The following is an 18,455-nucleotide window of genomic DNA, read 5'->3' as shown; positions in this document are numbered from 1 at the left end:
CGCCGCTGTCTCAGGTTTCCTGCAACAACGGCTGCAGGGCTTTATCTATGGCCTCCCGAGCGCGGAAGATTCGAGAGCGCACGGTACCCACCGGACATTGCATGACACTGGCAATGTCTTCGTAACTCAGCCCGTCGAACTCGCGCAGGGTCAACGCCGTACGCAGGTCTTCGGGCAGTTGCTGGATGGTGCGATGGACAGTGCCTTCGATTTCATCCCGCAACAACGAGCGCTCTGGGGACTCGAGATCCTTGAGGCCATGATCGCCGTCATAAAACTCCGCATCCTCGGAGCTCACATCGCTGTCTGGCGGCCGTCTTCCACGGGACACCAGGTAGTTCTTCGCCGTGTTGATGGCGATGCGGTACAGCCAGGTATAAAACGCACTGTCACCGCGGAAATTGCCAAGCGCACGGTAGGCCTTGATAAAGGCTTCCTGTGCTACATCCTGGGCCTCGTGGGTATCGTGAACGAACCGCACGATCAACCCGAGAATCTTGTGCTGATACTTCAGCACCAACAGATCGAACGCTCGCCTGTCACCGCGCTGCACGCGCTCGACAAGCTGCTGATCCTCTTCCTGGGTTAGCATGAACACTCCTCAGTGAACTCGAAGGAGCGGTGCAACACCCATCGATCAGGCTTGCAACCATAGACTCGGGCTTTACGCAAAAGTTCTCCCCTCCAAGCAAGTTTCCTGCAGCCCTTGGTCGGCTGGCACGGAAGACGTGGCGCGGTCATGGCCGGCTACGTCGATAATCAGGTTTCGAATACGCACGGACAGCCCGGACAGGCCTGTACCCCTGCGTCGCCCCGGCAAATTGTGACGTGCGGGCAACCTTCATAGGATTTCCGGCCATGCCGGAAAGTTCCCACAAAGGTTGCCGCGCGCCTCGGTAAGTGGCCAAGTGGCATGGAAATTGGCCACCTCGGGCTGCTATAAAGGCAACCTGGCCAAGTTTAACGATAGTTTCACAATGCCATCTGCGCGTGACTATTGTGCCGCGCCCCCTCTAAAGATTACTAGTGTCCCGACATGAGCCAACAATTCCAACATGATGTCCTGGTGATCGGCAGCGGTGCCGCCGGTCTCAGCCTGGCACTGAACCTTCCCAGCCACCTGCGCGTTGCCGTGCTCAGCAAGGGCGACCTGGCCAACGGCTCGACCTTCTGGGCCCAAGGTGGCGTCGCGGCGGTGCTGGACAATACCGATACCGTGCAGTCGCATGTCGAGGACACCCTCAATGCCGGCGGCGGCCTGTGCCATGAAGATGCAGTGCGGTTTACCGTCGAACACAGCCGCGAAGCCATCCAGTGGCTGATCGAGCAAGGGGTGCCCTTTACCCGCGACGAGCACTCCAGCGTTGACGATGGCGGCTTTGAGTTCCACCTCACCCGTGAGGGCGGCCATAGCCACCGACGCATCATCCACGCCGCCGACGCCACCGGCGCAGCCATATTCACAACGCTGCTGGAACAGGCGCGTCGGCGCCCGAACATCCAGCTGCTGGAGCAACGCGTGGCGGTCGACCTGATCACCGAACGCCGCCTGGGCCTGCCGGGCGAGCGTTGCCTGGGCGCCTACGTGCTCGACCGCAACACCGGTGAGGTGGACACCTTCGGCGCGCGCTTCACCGTGCTGGCCACCGGCGGTGCAGCCAAGGTCTACCTCTACACCAGCAACCCCGATGGCGCCTGCGGTGACGGCATCGCCATGGCCTGGCGGGCGGGTTGCCGGGTGGCGAACCTGGAATTCAACCAGTTCCATCCGACCTGCCTGTACCACCCGCAGGCCAAGAGCTTCCTGGTTACCGAAGCACTGCGCGGTGAAGGTGCGCTGCTGCGCCTGCCCAATGGCGAGCGCTTCATGCCACGCTTCGACCCGCGCGAAGAGCTTGCCCCGCGCGACATCGTGGCCCGCGCCATCGACCACGAGATGAAGCGCCTGGGCGTGGACTGCGTGTACCTGGACATCACCCACAAGCCGGCCGATTTCATCATGGCCCACTTCCCCACCGTGTACGAGCGCTGCCTGGCCTTTGGCATCGACATCACCCGCCAGCCGATCCCGGTCGTACCGGCGGCGCACTACACCTGTGGCGGGGTGATGGTCGATGATCGCGGCCACACCGATGTGCCAGGCTTGTACGCAATCGGCGAAACCAGCTTCACCGGCCTGCACGGTGCCAACCGCATGGCCAGCAACTCGCTGCTGGAATGCTTTGTCTATGGCCGTGCCGCCGCTGCCGACATCGAGGCGCATCTGGAACACGTGTCCATGCCCACGGCGCTGCCGGGGTGGGATGCCAGCCAGGTCACCGACTCGGACGAGGACGTGATCATCGCGCACAACTGGGACGAGCTGCGGCGCTTCATGTGGGACTACGTGGGTATCGTGCGTACCAGCAAGCGCCTGCAGCGCGCCCAGCACCGCATTCGCCTGCTGCTGGACGAAATCGACGAGTTCTACAGCAACTACAAAGTCAGCCGCGACCTGATCGAACTGCGCAACCTGGCGCAGGTGGCCGAACTGATGATCCTGTCAGCCATGCAGCGCAAGGAAAGCCGCGGGCTGCACTACACCCTGGATTACCCGGGGATGCTGGACGAGGCCAAGGACACCATCCTCAGTCCGCTTTGAAAACGGTGGCGGGGGCCTTCGCGGGCTCGCCCGCTCCCACAGGAATTCCACTGCCTTGCAGCTTTACGCAATACCTGTGGGAGCGGGCGAGCCCGCGAAGAAGCTAGCCCGATCTTGATCTATGCCCGGCTCACCGCAGCCCAGCGCCGCCGGCTGAACTTCAACCGCACCCGCAAGCGCCGATGCTCATCCGCCCCCAACGCATCCTGGGGTATGCACTGGCTCTGCCCCACCCATTGCCCCGCTCGCTCAAAACGCAACACCACCAGCCGCGGCAACGCCACGCTGTCCCGGCACAACCGCACCGGTTGCCAGCCACGGGCACGGCAGAACACCTGCCAGCCGCGCACATCACGGCGCAGGCCGACAACGGCATGCTCATGGGTCAACAGGATTCGTCGGGGAATGGCCCAGCCAGCGTGGGTGATACAGGCGGCGACAACAGAAAAGCAAAGCCAATCAGGCAACGGGCTCGCCCACACGGCAAGCCACGCCAGCACCTGGCAACCCAGGTAGGCCGCTAGCAGCAGGCGCGAGCCTTGCCAGCGGCACTCGAAACACTCACTTGGGCTGGACACGGTCCAGGATGATGCGGACCATGCGTTGCAGCTCCGGGTCTTCGGACTCGGTGCGCTCCATGAACCAGCCGAACATGTCCTGGTCCTCGCAGCTCAACAGACGCACGTACAGTTCGCGGTCGGTCTCGTTGAGGGTGGAGTAGACTTCCTGGGTGAAAGGCACCAGCAGTACGTCCAGTTCCAGCATGCCGCGGCGGCTATGCCAGAAAAGCCGGTTGAGTTCAGTTTGTTCGACCATGGGGCCCTCCTCGAATGGCCCGCCAGTATACAGCCCGGCGAGCGCAGCGACACCGGGCGTTGGTCTAGTCACCTACCTATTTTGTTACCGGCGTTCTATGATGGCCGTCAGTCTTTAGCCACCGCGATGACCCATGGCCGATTCCGCTTTCTTCTGCCCCCTGTCCCACGAGGGCATCCTCGCCGTCCGCGGCTCCGATGCAGGCAAGTTCCTGCAAGGCCAGCTGACCTGCAACATCAACTACCTCAGCCAGGAACACGCCAGCCTGGGCGCCCGCTGCATGGTCAAGGGGCGCATGCAATCGAGCTTCCGCATCTTGCCCGAAGGCAACGGCTACCTGCTGGCCATGGCCAGCGAACTGCTTGAGGCGCAACTGGCCGACCTGAAGAAATACGCTGTATTTTCCAAGGCCACGCTGACCGATGAAAGCGCCGCCTGGGCACGCTTTGGTCTGCAAGGCGGTGACGCTGCGCTGCTGGCACTGGGGCTCGACGTGCCCGAAGGCGCCGGCAGTACCGTGCGCCATGAAGGCCTGATCGCCATTGCCGTGTCCGAGGGGCGTGTGGAGCTGTGGGTGCCGGCGGAAAACGCCGACACGGTACGCCAGGCCCTCGCCGGCGCCCTGCCTGAAGGCAGCCTGAACGACTGGCTGCTTGGGCAGGTGCGTGCCGGTATCGGCCAGGTCATGGGGCCGACCCGTGAGCTGTTCATCCCGCAGATGATCAACCTGCAGGCCGTCGACGGCGTCAGCTTCAAGAAAGGTTGCTACACCGGCCAGGAAATCGTTGCCCGCATGCAGTACCTGGGCAAGCTCAAACGCCGTCAGTACCGGCTGGCACTGGACCAGCAGGCGATCCCGGCCCCAGGTGCCGAGATCTTCTCGCCCACCCATGGTTCGTCGGTCGGTGAAGTGGTCATTGCTGCCGGCAACGGCGCCGGCTGTGAACTGCTCGCGGTGCTCAGCGCCGACGCGGTGGCAGACGACAACCTGCACCTGGGCAGCCTCGAAGGCCCGCGCCTGCAGGTGCTGACCCTGCCCTACGAACTGGACCGCGACCGGGAAATCCAGCGCTGACCAGCCTGCCCCGCCACCGTGGCGGGGCCGCACCACCACTGCGGTAGACACGCCCATGAACAAGCTGGCCGAGATGGTTCAAGCACAGTTGCTCGATGCCATCGAAAAGGATGACCTGGTCTTGCCGACCCTGCCGGAGGTTGCCTTGAGCATCCGTGAGGCGGCGGAAGACAGCGAGATCAGCGTAGCGGCCCTGAGCAAGGTGATCGGTCGCGACGCGGCCCTTTCAGCGCGCCTGATCAAGGTGGTCAACAGCCCGCTGCTGCGCGCGGCGGTCGAGGTCACCGACCTGCATACCGCCATCACGCGACTGGGTATCAACTACAGCTGCAATTTGGCCATCGGCCTGGTGATCGAGCAGATTTTCCATGCCCGCTCACCGGCGGTTGAACAGAAGCTTCGCGATATCTGGACCAACAGCCTGGAAGTGGCAGGCATCAGCTACGAAATCTGCCGTCGCTATACACAGCTCAAGCCTGAACAGGCCACTTTGGGCGGCTTGGTCAACCAGATCGGCGCGTTGCCGGTGCTGATCTATGCCGAAGAGCACAACGAGCTGTTGTCCGACCCGGTTTGCCTGCATTACGTGATCGAGCAGATCCAGCCAGTGCTGGGGGACAAGATCCTCAAGGCCTGGGAGTTTCCGGAGCAGTTGATCAACTTGCCGAGCCAGGTTCAGGACCTGGACCGGCAGACCGACAAGGTCGACTACATCGACATCGTGCAGATCGCCCGCTGCATCAGCCAGCGTGGCCGCCATCGACCGTTGGCGGCACTGCCGGCGTACCGCCATCTTGGGCTGCCGTTCGGTACAGAGCTGGAAGTGGATGAACTGCTCGAGGCGCGAAGCATGTTGCGCTGACTTGCCTCAGCCTGTGCCGGCCCTTTCGCAGCACAAGGCTGCTCCTACAGGCATGTACATTACCTGTGGGAGCGGGTTTACCCGCGAAGAGGCAGGTACTGGCAACACATCAATCGGCAATAAAACTCACCCGCACCCGCAACCCACCCTTCTCGCCATCATGCAGGCTCACCTGCGCCAGGTGCGCCCGGCAGATCTCGCCGACAATCGCCAGGCCAAGCCCGCTACCCTGCGCACTGCGCCGGTAGAACCGCTCGAACACCCGCTCGCGTTCAGCCTCGGGAATGCCCGGGCCGTCATCCTCCACCTCCAGCACAGCCGGCGCCACTACCCGCAAGATCACATTGCCCCCCGCTGGCGTATGCGCCAGGGCGTTGTCCACCAGGTTGCTCAACAGTTCGTTGAGCAGCGTCGGTTCACCCTTGAGCCATACGGGGGCCTCGGCCTCCAGGGCCAGCGCCACCCCGCGCTTGTGCGCCAAAGGCGCCATGGCCATGCCCAGCTCACGGGCCAGCTGGCTCAGGTCCAGGCGCTGCGCACCGCCTTCGGCAATCGCCCGTGCACCGTTTTCAACCCGCGCCAGCGACAACAACTGGTTGGCCAGATGGGTCAGCTTGTCGGTGCCCTGGGCCGCAGATTCCAAGGTCTGCCGCCACTCCTGCGGCTCGGAAGAGCGCAACCCCAGCTCGACCCGAGCCTTCAAGGCCGCCAGTGGCGTGCGCAGTTCATGGGCGGCATCGGCAATGAACTGTGCCTGGCGCTCGAACTGGCCGCGCAAACGCTCGGTAAAGTGGTTCAAGGCCCGCACCAGCGGGCTGAGCTCACGCTGCACCTGCACCACCGGCAGCGCCCGCAGATCATCCGGTTGGCGCTCCTCTACCGCCGTGCGCAGGCGCTCCAGCGGCCGCAACGCCGCGCTCACGGCAAACCACACCATTACCAGCGCTCCCAGCGCCAGCATGCCAAGGCGCAGCAGGGTGTCGGCCATCAACCCACGGGCCATGCGCACCCGCGCCTCCTCGGTCTCGGCTACACGGATTTCTGCCATGCCGTTCATGTTCGGCTCGCTCACTGCCTTCAGCAGGCTGACCACGCGCACGTCCTGGCCCAGGTAGGTGGCGTTGTAGAACCGCGCCAAGGCCGGGTAATCATCAGTACGTGGCGTGCCGGGTGGCGGCGGTGGCAGGTTCTCGTAGCCGGAAATCAGCCGCTGCTTGATGTCCAGCACCTGGTAGTAGATACGCCCGGCACTGTCGTAGGCGAAGGTGTCCAGCGCCACGTAGGGCACATCCGCGCTCAGCGAGCCGTCACGCTGCGAAAGCCCGGCGGCGATGGTTCGCGCCGAGGCCAGCAGGGTGCGGTCGTAGGCCGTGTCGGCGGCTTCGCGGCCGTTCCAGTAGGCACTCAGGCCGCTGGCCAGCATCAGCACCACCAGCAGCAAGGCCAGGTTGCCCAGCAGTCGCCCGCGCAGGCTGCCGTTGTCACGCATCGCGGTGCTCTAGCAGGTAGCCCAGCCCGCGGAAGGTGACGATGGCCACCGGGTGGCCATCCAGCTTCTTGCGCAGGCGGTGGATGTAGATTTCGATGGCGTCGGGGCTGGCTTCTTCGTCCAGGCCGAATACCTGGGCAGCCAGTTGCTCCTTGCTCATCACCCGGCCCGGGCGGGCGATGAGCGCCTCCAGCACGCTTTGCTCGCGCGAGGTCAGGGTCAGGTTGTCGTCGCCCAGGGCGAAGCGCCGGGTATCCAGGTCGTAGACCAGCGGCCCGCAACGTTGCTGGCGCTCTCCACCTAGCACACTGCGGCGCAGCAAGGCTTTGACCCGTGCTTCGAGCTCGGTCAGCTCGAACGGCTTGGCCAGGTAGTCGTCCGCACCCAGGTTCAGGCCATGGACACGGTCCTTGACGTCACTGCGGGCAGTCAGCATCAGCACCGGCACGGTCTTGCCACGGCCGCGCAGGCGCGCCAGTACCTCGAAGCCGTCCATGCGTGGCAAGCCGACGTCCAGCACGACCACGGCGTATTCCTCGCTGGCCAGGGCCAGGTCGGCGGCCACTCCGTCATGCAGCACATCCACGGTCAGGCCGTGGCTTTTCAAGGCCTGGGCCACGCTTTCGGCCAGTTGCAGGTGGTCTTCGACCAGCAGCACACGCATCGGTTTCTCCCTGCTCGGGTGGGGCGGTGGCGCGGAGTGTACCGCTGTCGCCAGGCCTGTGAAGCCCCTTCTGACAAACCTTTCTCGTTGAAAGGTTAGCGAAAGGTTCGTTGCCTAGCATCGCACCACGGTCGCTCCTCGCGCCGAAAAAAGCACCAGCAAGGTGCAACGAATAAGAACAATAAACGGAGTCATCGACGATGCTGTCATCGCAGCCGCAGGCGTTCGCGCCTACCCGTTCCTTTGCCGCACGCCCCTCTGCCATCGCCAGCGCCCTCGCGCTTGCCGGTGTCGCCCCGATGAGCCAGGCCGCCTTCCTCGAAGACAGCACGGCCACCTTCGAAACCCGCAACATGTACTTCAACCGCGACTTCCGCGATGGCACCAGCGCGCAGCAATCCAAGCGCGACGAGTGGGCCCAAGGCTTCATCCTCAATTTTGAGTCCGGCTACACCGATGGCACCGTAGGCTTCGGTCTGGACGCATTGGGTATGCTCGGCGTCAAGCTCGACTCCAGCCCCGACCGCACCGATACCGGCCTGCTGCCGACCCATGATGACGGCAAGGCCGCCGACGAATACTCCAAGCTGGGCCTCACCGGCAAGGTTAAGATTTCCCAGACCGAACTCAAGCTCGGCACCCTGATCCCTGAGCTGCCGACGCTGCAGCCCAACGATGGGCGCATCCTGCCGCAAACCTTCGAGGGCGGCCTGCTCACTTCGAAAGAGATAAAGGGCCTGACCTTCACGGGCGGGCGCCTGGACAAGGCCAAGGACCGCAACGACACCAATTGGGAAGACCTGGCGCTGAACAACAAGAACGGCCGCTTTGGTGGCACGTTCAGCGCCGACAACCTGGCCCTGGCCGGCCTGGACTACCAGTTCACCGACCGCATCACCGGCAGCTACCACTTCGCCCAGCTCGACGACATCTACCGCCAGCACTTCATCGGCATGGTCGCCACCCAACCCTGGGGGCCGGGCACCTTGGGCGCCGACCTGCGCCTGGCAGTGAGTGACGATGCTGGCGCTGCCAAAGCCGGCAACATCGACAACACCACCGTCAACGGCATGCTCAGCTACGCCCTGGGCGGGCACAAGGTCAGCGCCGCCTGGCAGCAGCTGTCCGGCGACAGCGCCTTCCCGTATGTCGATGGCGCCGACCCGTACCTGGTCAACTTCGTCCAGATCAACGACTTCGCCGGTGCCGACGAGCGTTCCTGGCAGGCGCGTTACGACTACAACTTTGCCGCGCTCGGCGTACCCGGCCTGACCTTCATGACCCGCTACATCAGCGGTGACAACGTCAGCCGTGCCGCCGGTGGCGAAGGCAAAGAGTGGGAACGCAACACCGAACTGAAGTACGTGGTACAAAGCGGCCCGTTGAAGAACGTCGCCGTGCGCCTGCGCAATGCCACCTTCCGCTCCAACTTCGCCCGCGACGCGGACGAAGTGAGGCTGCTGGTGAGCTACAGCGTAGCGCTGTGGTAACCCCATAGCGGTAATCCAAAAACAACAACGCTCACGGAGATAGACGATGACCTTTTCACTGCGCCGCCTCGTCCTCGCTACCGGCTGCCTGCTGCTGGCCGGCAACGCCCTTGCCGCCGAACCGAAACGCCCTGAATGCATCGCCCCCGCCTCGCCCGGCGGTGGCTTCGACCTGACCTGCAAGCTGGTGCAAAGCGCCCTGGTGCAGGAAAAGATCCTCAGCAAGCCGATGCGCGTCACCTACATGCCCGGCGGTGTCGGCGCGGTGGCCTACAACGCCGTGGTCGCTCAACGCCCGGCCGATGCCGGCACCCTGGTGGCCTGGTCCAGTGGCTCCCTGCTGAACCTGGCTCAAGGCAAGTTCGGCCGCTTCGACGAGAACGCCGTGAAATGGCTGGCAGCTGTCGGCACCAGCTACGGCGCCATCGCGGTGAAAAGCGACTCGCCCTACAAGACCCTCGACGACCTGGTCGCGGCCTTGAAGAAAGACCCCAGCAAGGTGGTGATCGGCTCTGGCGGCACCGTCGGCAGCCAGGACTGGATGCAAACCGCATTGATCGCCAAGGCCGCCGGCATCAACCCGCGTGACCTGCGCTATGTTGCCCTGGAAGGCGGTGGCGAAATTGCCACGGCGCTGCTGGGCGGCCATATCCAGGTCGGCTCTACCGACATCTCCGACTCCATGCCGCACATCCAGAGCGGCAACATGCGCATCCTGGCGGTGTTCTCGGAAAACCGCCTGGACGAGCCCGAGATGAAAGACATCCCTACCGCCAAGGAGCAGGGCTACGACATCGTCTGGCCGGTAGTGCGCGGCTTCTACCTGGGGCCAAAGGTGAGCGACGAGGACTACGCATGGTGGAAGGCATCGTTCGACAAGATGCTGGCCTCGCAAGACTTCGCCGAGCTGCGCGACCAGCGCGAGCTGTTCCCGTTCGCCATGACCGGCGAAGAGCTGGACGGCTATGTGAAGAAGCAAGTGGCCGACTACAAGGCACTGGCCAAGGAATTTGGCCTGATCCAGTAAGCCTGTCGGACTCACCACCACCCCTGTAGGAGCGGCCTTGAGCCGCGATGGGCCGCACAGCGGCCCCTGGCACAGCCGATACGACGCTTCGGACAGATCGCATCGGCAGGTTTAGCGGCCGCTTCGCGCCCGATCGCGACGCAAGGCCGCTCCCACAGGATTTGCATCTCACTTGAGCAATCCCGACGAGGATTCCCCAATGATCCTGCAACGCATCTTCGCCCTGGTCCTGCTGGCGGTGTGCGCCGCCCTGGCCGTGATGGCCTGGCCCTACCAGGCGGCGTTTTCCTATGAACCGGTGGGCCCGCGTGCCTATCCGCTGCTGATGCTCGGCCTGATGGGCCTGGGCCTGTTGTACCTGGTGTTCCGCCCCACGCCCATCGTGCGCAAGGACGACGAACCGGAACTGGACCGCGAAACCCTGACCAAGATCACCGCCTGCGTCGGCCTGCTGATCGTCTTCGCGGCCACCTTCGAAGCCTTGGGCTTCATCCTCAGCGCCATCCTTGTCGGCCTGCCCATGGCCCGCCTGTATGGCGGCCGCTGGCTGCACAGCGCCCTCGTGGTCGTCGGCATGAGCCTGCTGCTCTACTGGCTGTTCGACCGCGTGATGGACGTGCCCCTGCCCCTTGGCCTGCTGAGCGTACTGGAGAACTGACACATGGATACCTTGAGCTACCTGGGCCAGGGCTTCGGCGTTGCCCTGACCCCTTACAACCTGGTCACCGCCCTCTCCGGTACCCTGATCGGCACGGTGGTCGGCCTGCTGCCGGGCCTGGGCCCGATCAACGGCGTGGCCCTGCTGATCCCCATCGCCTTCGCCTTGGGCCTGCCGCCAGAGTCTGCGCTGATCCTGCTGGCCGCGGTGTACCTGGGCTGCGAATACGGCGGGCGTATCAGCTCAATCCTGCTGAACATCCCGGGCGAAGCCTCGACTGTGATGACCACCCTGGACGGCTACCCGATGGCTCGCCAAGGCCTGGCGGGCGTCGCACTGTCGCTGTCGGCCTGGAGTTCGTTCATCGGCGCCCTCATCGCCACCTGCGGCATGGTGCTGTTCGCCCCGCTGCTGGCGAAATGGGCCATCGCCTTCGGCCCGGCGGAATACTTCGTACTGATGGTGTTTGCCATCGTCGCCCTGGGTGGCATGGCAGGTGACAAACCGCTAAAAACCTTCATTGCCGCACTGATCGGCCTGTTCCTTTCGGCGGTCGGCATCGATGCCAACAGCGGCGTCTACCGCTTCACCGGTGACAGCGTGCACCTGGCCGACGGCATCCAGTTCGTGGTGCTGGTGCTAGGCCTGTTCTCCATCAGTGAAATACTGCTGCTGCTGGAAAAGACCCACCATGGTCACCAGGCAGTAAAAGCTACCGGCCGCATGCTGTTCAACTTCAAGGAAGCGGCTTCGGTATTCGTGGTCAACATCCGTTGCGGCCTGCTTGGCTTCATCATGGGCGTTCTGCCCGGCGCCGGCGCGACGCTGGCCAGTGCCGTGGCCTACATGACCGAGAAGCGCCTGGCCGGGGAAAGCGGCAAGTTCGGCAAAGGCGATGCCCGTGGCCTGGCAGCGCCGGAAACTGCCATTGGTGCGTCCTGCTGTGGCGCCTTGGTCCCGATGCTGACCCTGGGCGTACCGGGCTCTGGCACCACGGCCGTGATGATCGGCGCCCTGACCCTGTACAACATCACCCCTGGCCCACTGCTGTTCGAACAGCAGCCAGACATCGTCTGGGGCCTGATCGCTTCGCTGTTCGTCGCCAACATCATGCTGGTGATCCTCAACATCCCGATGATCCGCATCTTCACGCGCATCCTCGCCGTGCCAAACTGGGCGCTGGTGCCAGTGATCGCCATCATCACGGCCATTGGCGTATACGCCGTGCATGCCACCACCTTCGACCTGTTCCTGATGGTCGGCATCGGCATCATGGGTTACATCCTGCGCAAGCTGGACTTCCCACTGTCGCCGATCCTGCTCGGTTTCATCCTGGGCGGGCTGATGGAGCAGAACCTGCGCCGTGCACTGTCGATCTCCAACGGTGAACTGGGCATCCTCTGGTCGAGCCCGATCAGCATGGGCGTCTGGGCGCTGGTGGCGCTGATGCTCGCCCTGCCGCTGCTGCGCATCTGGCGTAAACGCAGCCTGCAGCGTCGGGCCTTGGCCGATGCCTGATCGACCGTTGCCTTTGTTTGTCGCAACCGGGCTGGTCGGCCTTGCTGGCGGTTACCTCGCCAGCAAGGTCGGCTGGCCTTTGCCGTGGATGGTGGGTTCGCTGCTGGCCATCATCCTGGTGCGCTGCCTGACGCCCTGGCAGTTGTCGGAAATTCCCAACGGCCGAAAATGCGGGCAGTGCATCATCGGCATCGGCATTGGCCTGCACTTTACGCCGGCAGTGATCGAGCAGGTGGGTAGCCATTTTGCGCTGATCTTCTTCGGTGCCCTGTTCACCACCCTGTCCAGCGTAATCGGCGTGTGGCTGCTGCGGCGCACCGGTGAAGACCGCGCCACGGCATTCTTCGCCAGCATGCCTGGCGGCTCGGGGGAGATGGTCAACCTGGGTGCCCGGAACGGTGCAGTGCTCAGCCAGGTGGCGGCAGCGCAGAGCCTGCGGGTGCTGGCAGTGGTGCTGTGCGTGCCCGCGCTGTTCAAGTTTCTGCTGGGTGACGGGGTGCCGCTCAATCATGCCGGCAGTGTCAGCTGGGGCTGGCTGGCCCTGATCAGCCCGCTCGGCGTTGCCGTTGCGCTGCTCTGGCAACGGTTGCGCCAGCCCAACCCCTGGCTGTTCGGGCCATTGCTGGTGGCGGCCACGGTCAGCCTGGCCGGCAACCTGCAGATCGCCCTGCCCAATGGCGCCAGCCAGATCGGCCAGTGGCTGATCGGCAGTGGCCTGGCCTGCCACTTCAACCGCGCCTTCTTCCGCCGGGCCCCGTCGTTCCTGGGGCGCACGCTTCTGGCCACGGCGCTGTGCATGGCCATTGCCGGCAGTGCCGCGTGGGTGTTGAGCGTGATGACAGCGCTGGACCTGCGTTCGCTGACGTTGGGGATGATGCCGGGGGGCATTGCCGAAATGAGCCTTACAGCAGAGACCCTGCAACTGTCCGTGCCTTTGGTGACGGCGCTGCAGGTGATGCGCTTGCTGTTCGTGCTGTTTCTGGCGGAGCCGTTATTCCGGCTGTGGAACGCAAACCAGGAATAATCGCGTCGCCTGCTTCGCGGGCTTGCCCGCACACAGGTACTGCACCACCCACAAGGCAGGTGCCATCCCTGTGGGAGCGGGCAAGCCCGCGAAGAAGGCGACGCGGTGTTTCAGGTGATTAGAGCGGTGGCACCGCCCAGTTGATCGGCGCCAGCCCACGTTGTTCGAGGAAGCTGTTGGTCCGGCTGAAATGCCCACACCCCAGGAACCCGCGGTAAGCCGACAACGGCGACGGATGCACCGACTTCAGCACCAGGTGCTTGGTCCCGTCGATCAGCTTCTGCTTGCTTTGCGCATGTGCCCCCCACAACAGGAACACCACGTTCGGGCACTGCTCGCTGACCACCTGGATCACCCGATCGGTAAAGAACTCCCAACCCTTCTTGGCATGCGACGCCGCATTGGCCCGTTCCACGGTCATGGTGGTGTTGAGCAGCAGCACGCCCTGCTCGGCCCAGCTTTGCAGGTAGCCGTGGCTGGCGATCGGGATGTTCAGGTCGCGCTGCATTTCCTTGTAGATATTGACCAGCGACGGCGGCGTGGCCACGCCCGGCTGTACCGAAAAGCACAGGCCGTGCGCCTGGCCTGGCCCGTGGTAGGGGTCCTGCCCGAGTATCACCACCTTCACCTGGTCCAGCGGCGTCGAGTTCAGCGCATTGAAGATCAGCGGCCCTGGCGGGTAGATTTCCTTGCCGGCGGCACACTCGCTGCGCAGGAACTCGCGCAGTTGATGCATGTAGGGCTGGTCGAATTCAGCACGCAATGCGGCTTTCCAGCTGGGTTCGAGTTTGATGCGATCGTCGTCAGTCATGGGGCCATCCGTAATCAATGGCGCGACACTAGGTAAGCCCTTCCCGCTTGTCAAACGATCCGACCGACGACCGGCATGTTCGGTCAGGCAGGCCATACTTGTGCGATGACTGAGCGAGGTAGTCCATGGCCATTCATTGTGAGGTACTCACCGGCGCCGACGGCGCCCGCATCGGCATCGCCACCCTGGATGCGCCCAAGGCGCTCAATGCCCTGAGCCTGCCGATGATCGAGGTGCTGGGCGAGCAATTGCACGCCTGGGCCCGCGACCCGGGGGTTGTCTGCGTGCTGCTGCGCGGCAACGGCGCCAAAGCCTTCTGCGCCGGAGGCGATGTGCGGGCGCTGGTGCAGGCCTGCCGTGACCACCCCGGAAGCGTACCGCCCCTGGCCGCCTCTTTCTTTGCCGCAGAGTACCGCCTGGACTACGCCCTGCACACCTACCCCAAACCGCTGCTGTGCTGGGGCCACGGGCATGTGCTGGGGGGTGGCATGGGGCTGCTGCAGGGCGCCAGTGTACGCATCGTCACACCCAGCAGCCGTTTGGCCATGCCGGAAATCAGTATCGGGCTGTACCCCGACGTGGGTGCCAGCTGGTTCCTCGCCCGGCTGCCGGGCAAACTGGGGTTGTTCCTGGGGCTGACGGGCGCGCCAATCAACGCACGCGACGCCCTTGACCTGGGCCTGGCCGACCGTTTTTTTGGTGAGCACCAGCAAGAGGCGCTGGTCGAAGAGCTGCTGCAACTGAACTGGCAGGAGCAGACCGCCCTGCAACTGAACAGCCTGCTCAAGGCCGAACAGCACCGCGCCTGCGCCGAGTTGCCCGAAGCCCAGTGGTTGCCGCGGCGGCAGGTGATCGATGCATTGCTCGACGTGGCCGATGCGGCGGCGGCCTGGCGTGCACTGGAGGGGCTCAAGCACCATGACGACCCACTGCTTGCAGAAGCAGGCCAGCGGCTGCACGAAGGCTGCCCGCTGACCGCCCATCTGGTATGGGAGCAGATTCGCCGGGCGCGTCACCTCTCATTGGCGCAGGTGTTCCAGATGGAGTACTGCATGAGCCTGAATTGCTGCCGCCACCCGGAGTTCAGCGAAGGCGTGCGAGCCCGCTTGCTCGACAAGGACAACCACCCCCGCTGGCACTGGCCGGATGTAGCTCAGGTACCGGCGGCGGTGGTCGAAGCGCATTTTTCCAAGGCATGGGAAGGGCGGCATCCATTGGCGGACCTGAGTTGACTTCAACAACCTGGGGCTGGGTTCAATCACCTACCGCTGCCAGTTACCCCCGCGCCCTTGGCCACGTCGGCCATCCCAGCGCCCACCGTCATTGCGCTGCCCATTGGAGTGCCAGTTGCCATGCTGGTAGCGCTGGCTGCCGTCACGATAATCATGCCGGTCCCGATCCTGCCTGTAGTCCTGGCGCTGGCGGTTGCCGTAGTCATTGCGCGGGTTGCCGTGCCACTGCTGCATCCCCGGCTGCGGATACGGCCGGTATTGCGGCCCAGGCGCCGACCGATGGTAATAGCGCGGTGCCGGCTGGTAGTAATAGCGCGGTTGCGGCGTCACGTAGTAGCGGTCATAGCGGTAATACCCTGGCGACACGTAGCGGTCGGTGGAGTAGTAATCCGAACGGTAATAGCCCCCGCTCTCGTAGTACGGGGCGCAGGCGGAAGTCATCAGCCCTAGCAGGGCGATCAACAGGATTCGATAAGACATGGCGGCCTCCTGGACCGCTGGAGTGCCCGAACAGCGGCGCTGGCGAGCGTCGATGCGTAATGCGTTCATCGACACTGAATAGGACAGTGACGCCGAGGTGCAGTGCCATTTTTGCAACAATTTGATACAGCTGCGATAACCCTGAAAAACTTGCAGTCATTTGCCGGTCATCTCACTAGAATGGGCGCCCAGGCACACATCACGGGAAGATCATGCCGCTACGTTCCGCTCTGTTCTCGCAGCGCTCGCTGATCCTTACCCTGCTGGTGCTACTGGCGTGCGGCTTCCTCGCCACTTCGCTACTCAGCTACTTCTCCTCACGCAGCGCCATCCGCGACGGCATCATCAATACGGAACTGCCGCTTACGTCCGACACGGTTTACTCGGAAATCCAGAAGGACCTGATTCGCCCGGTGCTGATCGCCTCGATGATGGCCCAGGACACCTTCCTGCGGGACTGGGTGCTGTCCGGCGAGCAGGATACCGAGCGCATGACCCGCTACCTTGGCGAAGTCATGGGCAAGCAGGACACCTTCACGTCGTTTTTCGTGTCGGACCGCACCCTCACCTACTACCAGGCCAAAGGCGTGCTCAAGAAGGTAGAGCCCGGCACCTGGCGCGATGCCTGGTATTTCCGCCTGCGCGACCTCAAGGCGCCCTATGAGATCAACGTCGATCTGGACATGGCCAACCAGGACAGCCTGACCGTGTTCATCAACTACCAGGTACATGACTACCAGCACCGCTTCATCGGAGCCGCCGGTGTCGGGCTGAGCGTATCGTCGGTGGTCCAGCTGATCGACCAGTACCAACGCCGCTACCAGCGCTCTGTGCTGTTCACCGACGCCAACGGCAAGGTGCTGATGACCGGCTCGGAAGGTGGCCCGCATGGTCTGCGGGTCGGCCAGCCGCTCAGCGACAACCCTGAACTGAACGACGTACTGGCCGAGCAGTTGGTGCCCGGTGAAGGCAGCCACGAATACCGCGACAGCGACAACCACAGCCACTTCCTCAACGTGCGCCACCTGCCCGAACTGGACTGGTACCTGTTGGTGGAAAAGCGCGAAACCGGCGCCCTCGACCGCATCCGCCACTCCCTGTACCTGAACCTGGCCATCTGCGCGATGATCACCCTGGTGGTGCTGGCGCTGGTGCATGCCATGGTCCGCCGTCACCAGGCCAGCACCGAAGCCCTGGCCACCCTCGACAGCCTCACCGGCCTGCCCAACCGGCGTAGCTTCGACCTGCTCGCCGCCCAGGCTTTGCACGAAGCCCAGCGCGACAGTGGGCCGCTGGTGGCGTTGCTGATCGACCTGGACCACTTCAAGGCACTGAACGACACCCACGGCCACCTGGCAGGCGACGAAGTGCTGCGCCAATTTGCCAATGTACTGCAAGGCAGCCTGCGCCAGTCGGATATACTGTGCCGCTGGGGCGGTGAGGAATTCATCGTGCTGCTGCGTGAAGCCGAAGGCCGGCAGGCCATCGAGGTGGCGGAAAAGATCCGCCGCCGCACCGAACAGTTGACCTTCAGCTACGAAGAACAGCCGCTGCGCCTCACCACCAGCATCGGCCTGAGCAGCCTGCAGCCAGGGGATACCCTACACGCCCTGCTGACCCGCGCCGACCGTGCGCTCTATCGTGCCAAGCAGGCCGGCCGCAACCGCGTCTGCAGTGAAACCCGCCATGAATGACAGCCAACACTGCCCCGCTTGCGGTGCCCTCAACCAATGCAGCCTGGCCGACCCGCGCCGCGCTACCCAGGCCTGCTGGTGCTACAGCGTGACCATCGACCCCGCCGTGCTACAGGCCCTGCCCGCCGAGTTGCGGAACAAAGCCTGCCTGTGCCCGCGTTGCGCTGCCGTTGAAGAGCAACTCCGATCAACCACTCCCCACTGACCTGTTCCAATGCGCCTCGACCGTTTCCTCGCCAACCTCCCCAGCCACAACCGCCAGCAAGTTCGCCTGATGCTGGCGCAACGCCGTGTGCGAGTGGAGGGCGTGGTGGTCAGCGACCCGCTGACCGAGGTACGTGAATTCAGCCGTGTCGAGTTGGACGACCAGTTGCTCCAGGCGGGCCGCCCCGCGCGTTACCTGATGCTGCACAAGCCACAGGGTTGCGTCAGCGCCACCCAGGACCCGCAGCACCCCACCGTGCTCGACCTGCTGCCAACAGCGCTCCGCGATGACCTGCACATTGCCGGGCGTCTGGATTTCAACACCACCGGGCTGATGATCCTGACCAACGATGGCCAGTGGTCACGGCGCCTGACCCAGCCTGTCACCAAGCTCCCCAAGCATTATCTGGTGGAAACCGAAGACGACATTGCCGAGCACTATGTGGCCAAGTTCCGTGAGGGTTTCTACTTCGCCTTCGAAGACCTCACCACCCAACCTGCCCAGCTGGACATCCTCGGGCCGCGACGCGCTCGATTGGCGATCGTCGAAGGGCGCTATCACCAGGTCAAACGCATGTTCGGGTTCTTCGACAACAAGGTGGTGGGGCTGCATCGGGAGAGCATGGGGGCGATCCGGCTGGACCCTGGGTTGGCACCTGGGGCGTTTCGTGAACTCACAGCGGAAGAAATAGCCACTGTCTAGGCCGCCTGCCCGGGCCTCTTCGCGGGCATGCCCGCTCCCACCCATACCCGAAATGCCCCGGGCTTGT

General features: G+C 64.0%; 19 protein-coding genes. 12 read left to right on the top strand and 7 right to left on the bottom strand.

What is annotated here, in order from left to right:
- Positions 1-10 precede the first annotated feature (10 nt).
- Positions 11-592: an RNA polymerase sigma factor RpoE gene (rpoE, locus tag E8E78_RS14745; RefSeq protein WP_003252049.1), complete on the bottom strand. Its 582-nt coding sequence runs from the start codon at positions 590-592 to the stop codon at positions 11-13.
- 444 nt (positions 593-1,036) lie between these two features.
- Here rpoE and nadB point away from each other — a divergent pair, with 444 nt between their 5' ends.
- Positions 1,037-2,641 (top strand): L-aspartate oxidase, encoded by a 1,605-nt coding sequence (nadB, locus tag E8E78_RS14740; RefSeq protein ID WP_059395466.1) that lies wholly within the window; start codon positions 1,037-1,039, stop codon positions 2,639-2,641.
- A 119-nt stretch (positions 2,642-2,760) separates the two neighbouring features.
- On the opposite strand, the gene E8E78_RS14735 is transcribed toward nadB, so the two are convergent.
- Together E8E78_RS14735 and E8E78_RS14730 are read right to left on the bottom strand one after the other, a co-directional pair.
- On the bottom strand, positions 2,761-3,219 hold the full coding sequence (locus E8E78_RS14735; protein ID WP_016498169.1) for a protein YgfX: 459 nt from the start codon (positions 3,217-3,219) through the stop codon (positions 2,761-2,763).
- Positions 3,203-3,457: a succinate dehydrogenase assembly factor 2 gene (locus E8E78_RS14730; RefSeq protein ID WP_016498168.1), complete on the bottom strand. Its 255-nt coding sequence runs from the start codon at positions 3,455-3,457 to the stop codon at positions 3,203-3,205. Before E8E78_RS14730 ends, E8E78_RS14735 begins: the two co-directional genes overlap by 17 nt.
- Before the next feature lie 133 nt (positions 3,458-3,590).
- On the opposite strand from E8E78_RS14730, the gene E8E78_RS14725 reads away from it, so the two are divergent.
- A complete protein-coding gene (locus E8E78_RS14725) occupies positions 3,591-4,532 on the top strand; it encodes a folate-binding protein YgfZ (protein ID WP_049276361.1) in 942 nt (313 codons plus the stop codon).
- A gap of 55 nt (positions 4,533-4,587) precedes the next feature.
- Positions 4,588-5,394: an HDOD domain-containing protein gene (locus E8E78_RS14720; RefSeq protein ID WP_016498166.1), complete on the top strand. Its 807-nt coding sequence runs from the start codon at positions 4,588-4,590 to the stop codon at positions 5,392-5,394.
- A 109-nt stretch (positions 5,395-5,503) separates the two neighbouring features.
- Here E8E78_RS14720 and E8E78_RS14715 read toward each other — a convergent pair whose 3' ends face one another.
- Positions 5,504-6,883: a sensor histidine kinase gene (locus tag E8E78_RS14715; protein ID WP_016488836.1), complete on the bottom strand. Its 1,380-nt coding sequence runs from the start codon at positions 6,881-6,883 to the stop codon at positions 5,504-5,506.
- Positions 6,876-7,547 carry a response regulator gene (locus E8E78_RS14710; protein WP_016498165.1) on the bottom strand — a complete coding sequence of 224 codons (672 nt, stop codon included), beginning with the start codon at positions 7,545-7,547 and terminating at the stop codon, positions 6,876-6,878. The genes E8E78_RS14715 and E8E78_RS14710 overlap by 8 nt, the downstream gene beginning before the upstream one ends.
- A 200-nt stretch (positions 7,548-7,747) precedes the next feature.
- On the opposite strand from E8E78_RS14710, the gene E8E78_RS14705 reads away from it, so the two are divergent.
- The 5 genes from E8E78_RS14705 to E8E78_RS14685 all read left to right on the top strand — a co-directional run bounded on the left by E8E78_RS14705 (position 7,748) and on the right by E8E78_RS14685 (position 13,264).
- Positions 7,748-9,037, top strand: a complete 1,290-nt coding sequence (locus tag E8E78_RS14705; RefSeq protein ID WP_059395465.1) for an OprD family porin — start codon at positions 7,748-7,750, stop codon at positions 9,035-9,037.
- A 46-nt stretch (positions 9,038-9,083) separates the two neighbouring features.
- Positions 9,084-10,064, top strand: coding sequence for a tripartite tricarboxylate transporter substrate binding protein (locus E8E78_RS14700; RefSeq protein ID WP_049275301.1), 981 nt, complete (start codon positions 9,084-9,086; stop codon positions 10,062-10,064).
- A gap of 199 nt (positions 10,065-10,263) precedes the next feature.
- On the top strand, positions 10,264-10,722 hold the full coding sequence (locus E8E78_RS14695; RefSeq protein WP_016498162.1) for a tripartite tricarboxylate transporter TctB family protein: 459 nt from the start codon (positions 10,264-10,266) through the stop codon (positions 10,720-10,722).
- Between the two features lie 3 nt (positions 10,723-10,725).
- Entirely contained in the window at positions 10,726-12,240 is a 1,515-nt protein-coding gene (locus tag E8E78_RS14690; RefSeq protein WP_016498161.1) for a tripartite tricarboxylate transporter permease, read from the top strand.
- Entirely contained in the window at positions 12,233-13,264 is a 1,032-nt protein-coding gene (locus E8E78_RS14685) for an AbrB family transcriptional regulator (RefSeq protein ID WP_041167583.1), read from the top strand. The genes E8E78_RS14690 and E8E78_RS14685 overlap by 8 nt, the downstream gene beginning before the upstream one ends.
- Before the next feature lie 118 nt (positions 13,265-13,382).
- Here E8E78_RS14685 and ung read toward each other — a convergent pair whose 3' ends face one another.
- On the bottom strand, positions 13,383-14,075 hold the full coding sequence (gene ung / locus E8E78_RS14680) for a uracil-DNA glycosylase (protein WP_280313006.1): 693 nt from the start codon (positions 14,073-14,075) through the stop codon (positions 13,383-13,385).
- Positions 14,076-14,200: 125 nt separating this feature from the next.
- Between ung and E8E78_RS14675 the strand changes: the two genes are divergently transcribed.
- Positions 14,201-15,307 (top strand): enoyl-CoA hydratase/isomerase family protein, encoded by a 1,107-nt coding sequence (locus tag E8E78_RS14675; RefSeq protein WP_059395463.1) that lies wholly within the window; start codon positions 14,201-14,203, stop codon positions 15,305-15,307.
- 30 nt (positions 15,308-15,337) lie between these two features.
- Here the strand turns inward: E8E78_RS14675 and E8E78_RS14670 are convergent, their stop codons facing one another.
- On the bottom strand, positions 15,338-15,787 hold the full coding sequence (locus E8E78_RS14670) for a hypothetical protein (RefSeq protein WP_084966559.1): 450 nt from the start codon (positions 15,785-15,787) through the stop codon (positions 15,338-15,340).
- Between the two features lie 212 nt (positions 15,788-15,999).
- Between E8E78_RS14670 and E8E78_RS14665 the strand changes: the two genes are divergently transcribed.
- Genes E8E78_RS14665 through E8E78_RS14655 form a run of 3 tightly spaced genes read left to right on the top strand, consistent with a single transcriptional unit; the run spans position 16,000 to position 18,388 of the window.
- Entirely contained in the window at positions 16,000-17,481 is a 1,482-nt protein-coding gene (locus E8E78_RS14665) for a diguanylate cyclase (protein ID WP_049276594.1), read from the top strand.
- Entirely contained in the window at positions 17,474-17,686 is a 213-nt protein-coding gene (locus E8E78_RS14660) for a cysteine-rich CWC family protein (RefSeq protein WP_080889236.1), read from the top strand. The genes E8E78_RS14665 and E8E78_RS14660 overlap by 8 nt, the downstream gene beginning before the upstream one ends.
- Before the next feature lie 9 nt (positions 17,687-17,695).
- A complete protein-coding gene (locus tag E8E78_RS14655) occupies positions 17,696-18,388 on the top strand; it encodes a 16S rRNA pseudouridine(516) synthase (RefSeq protein WP_049273387.1) in 693 nt (230 codons plus the stop codon).
- The last annotated feature ends 67 nt before the right edge of the window (positions 18,389-18,455 follow it).

This window comes from Pseudomonas sp. BN505 (genome assembly GCF_029873175.1).
Taxonomy (GTDB): Bacteria; Pseudomonadota; Gammaproteobacteria; order Pseudomonadales; family Pseudomonadaceae; genus Aquipseudomonas; species Aquipseudomonas putida.
Note: the sequence above shows the minus strand (reverse complement) of the source record. Positions and strands in the feature narration are given on the sequence as shown.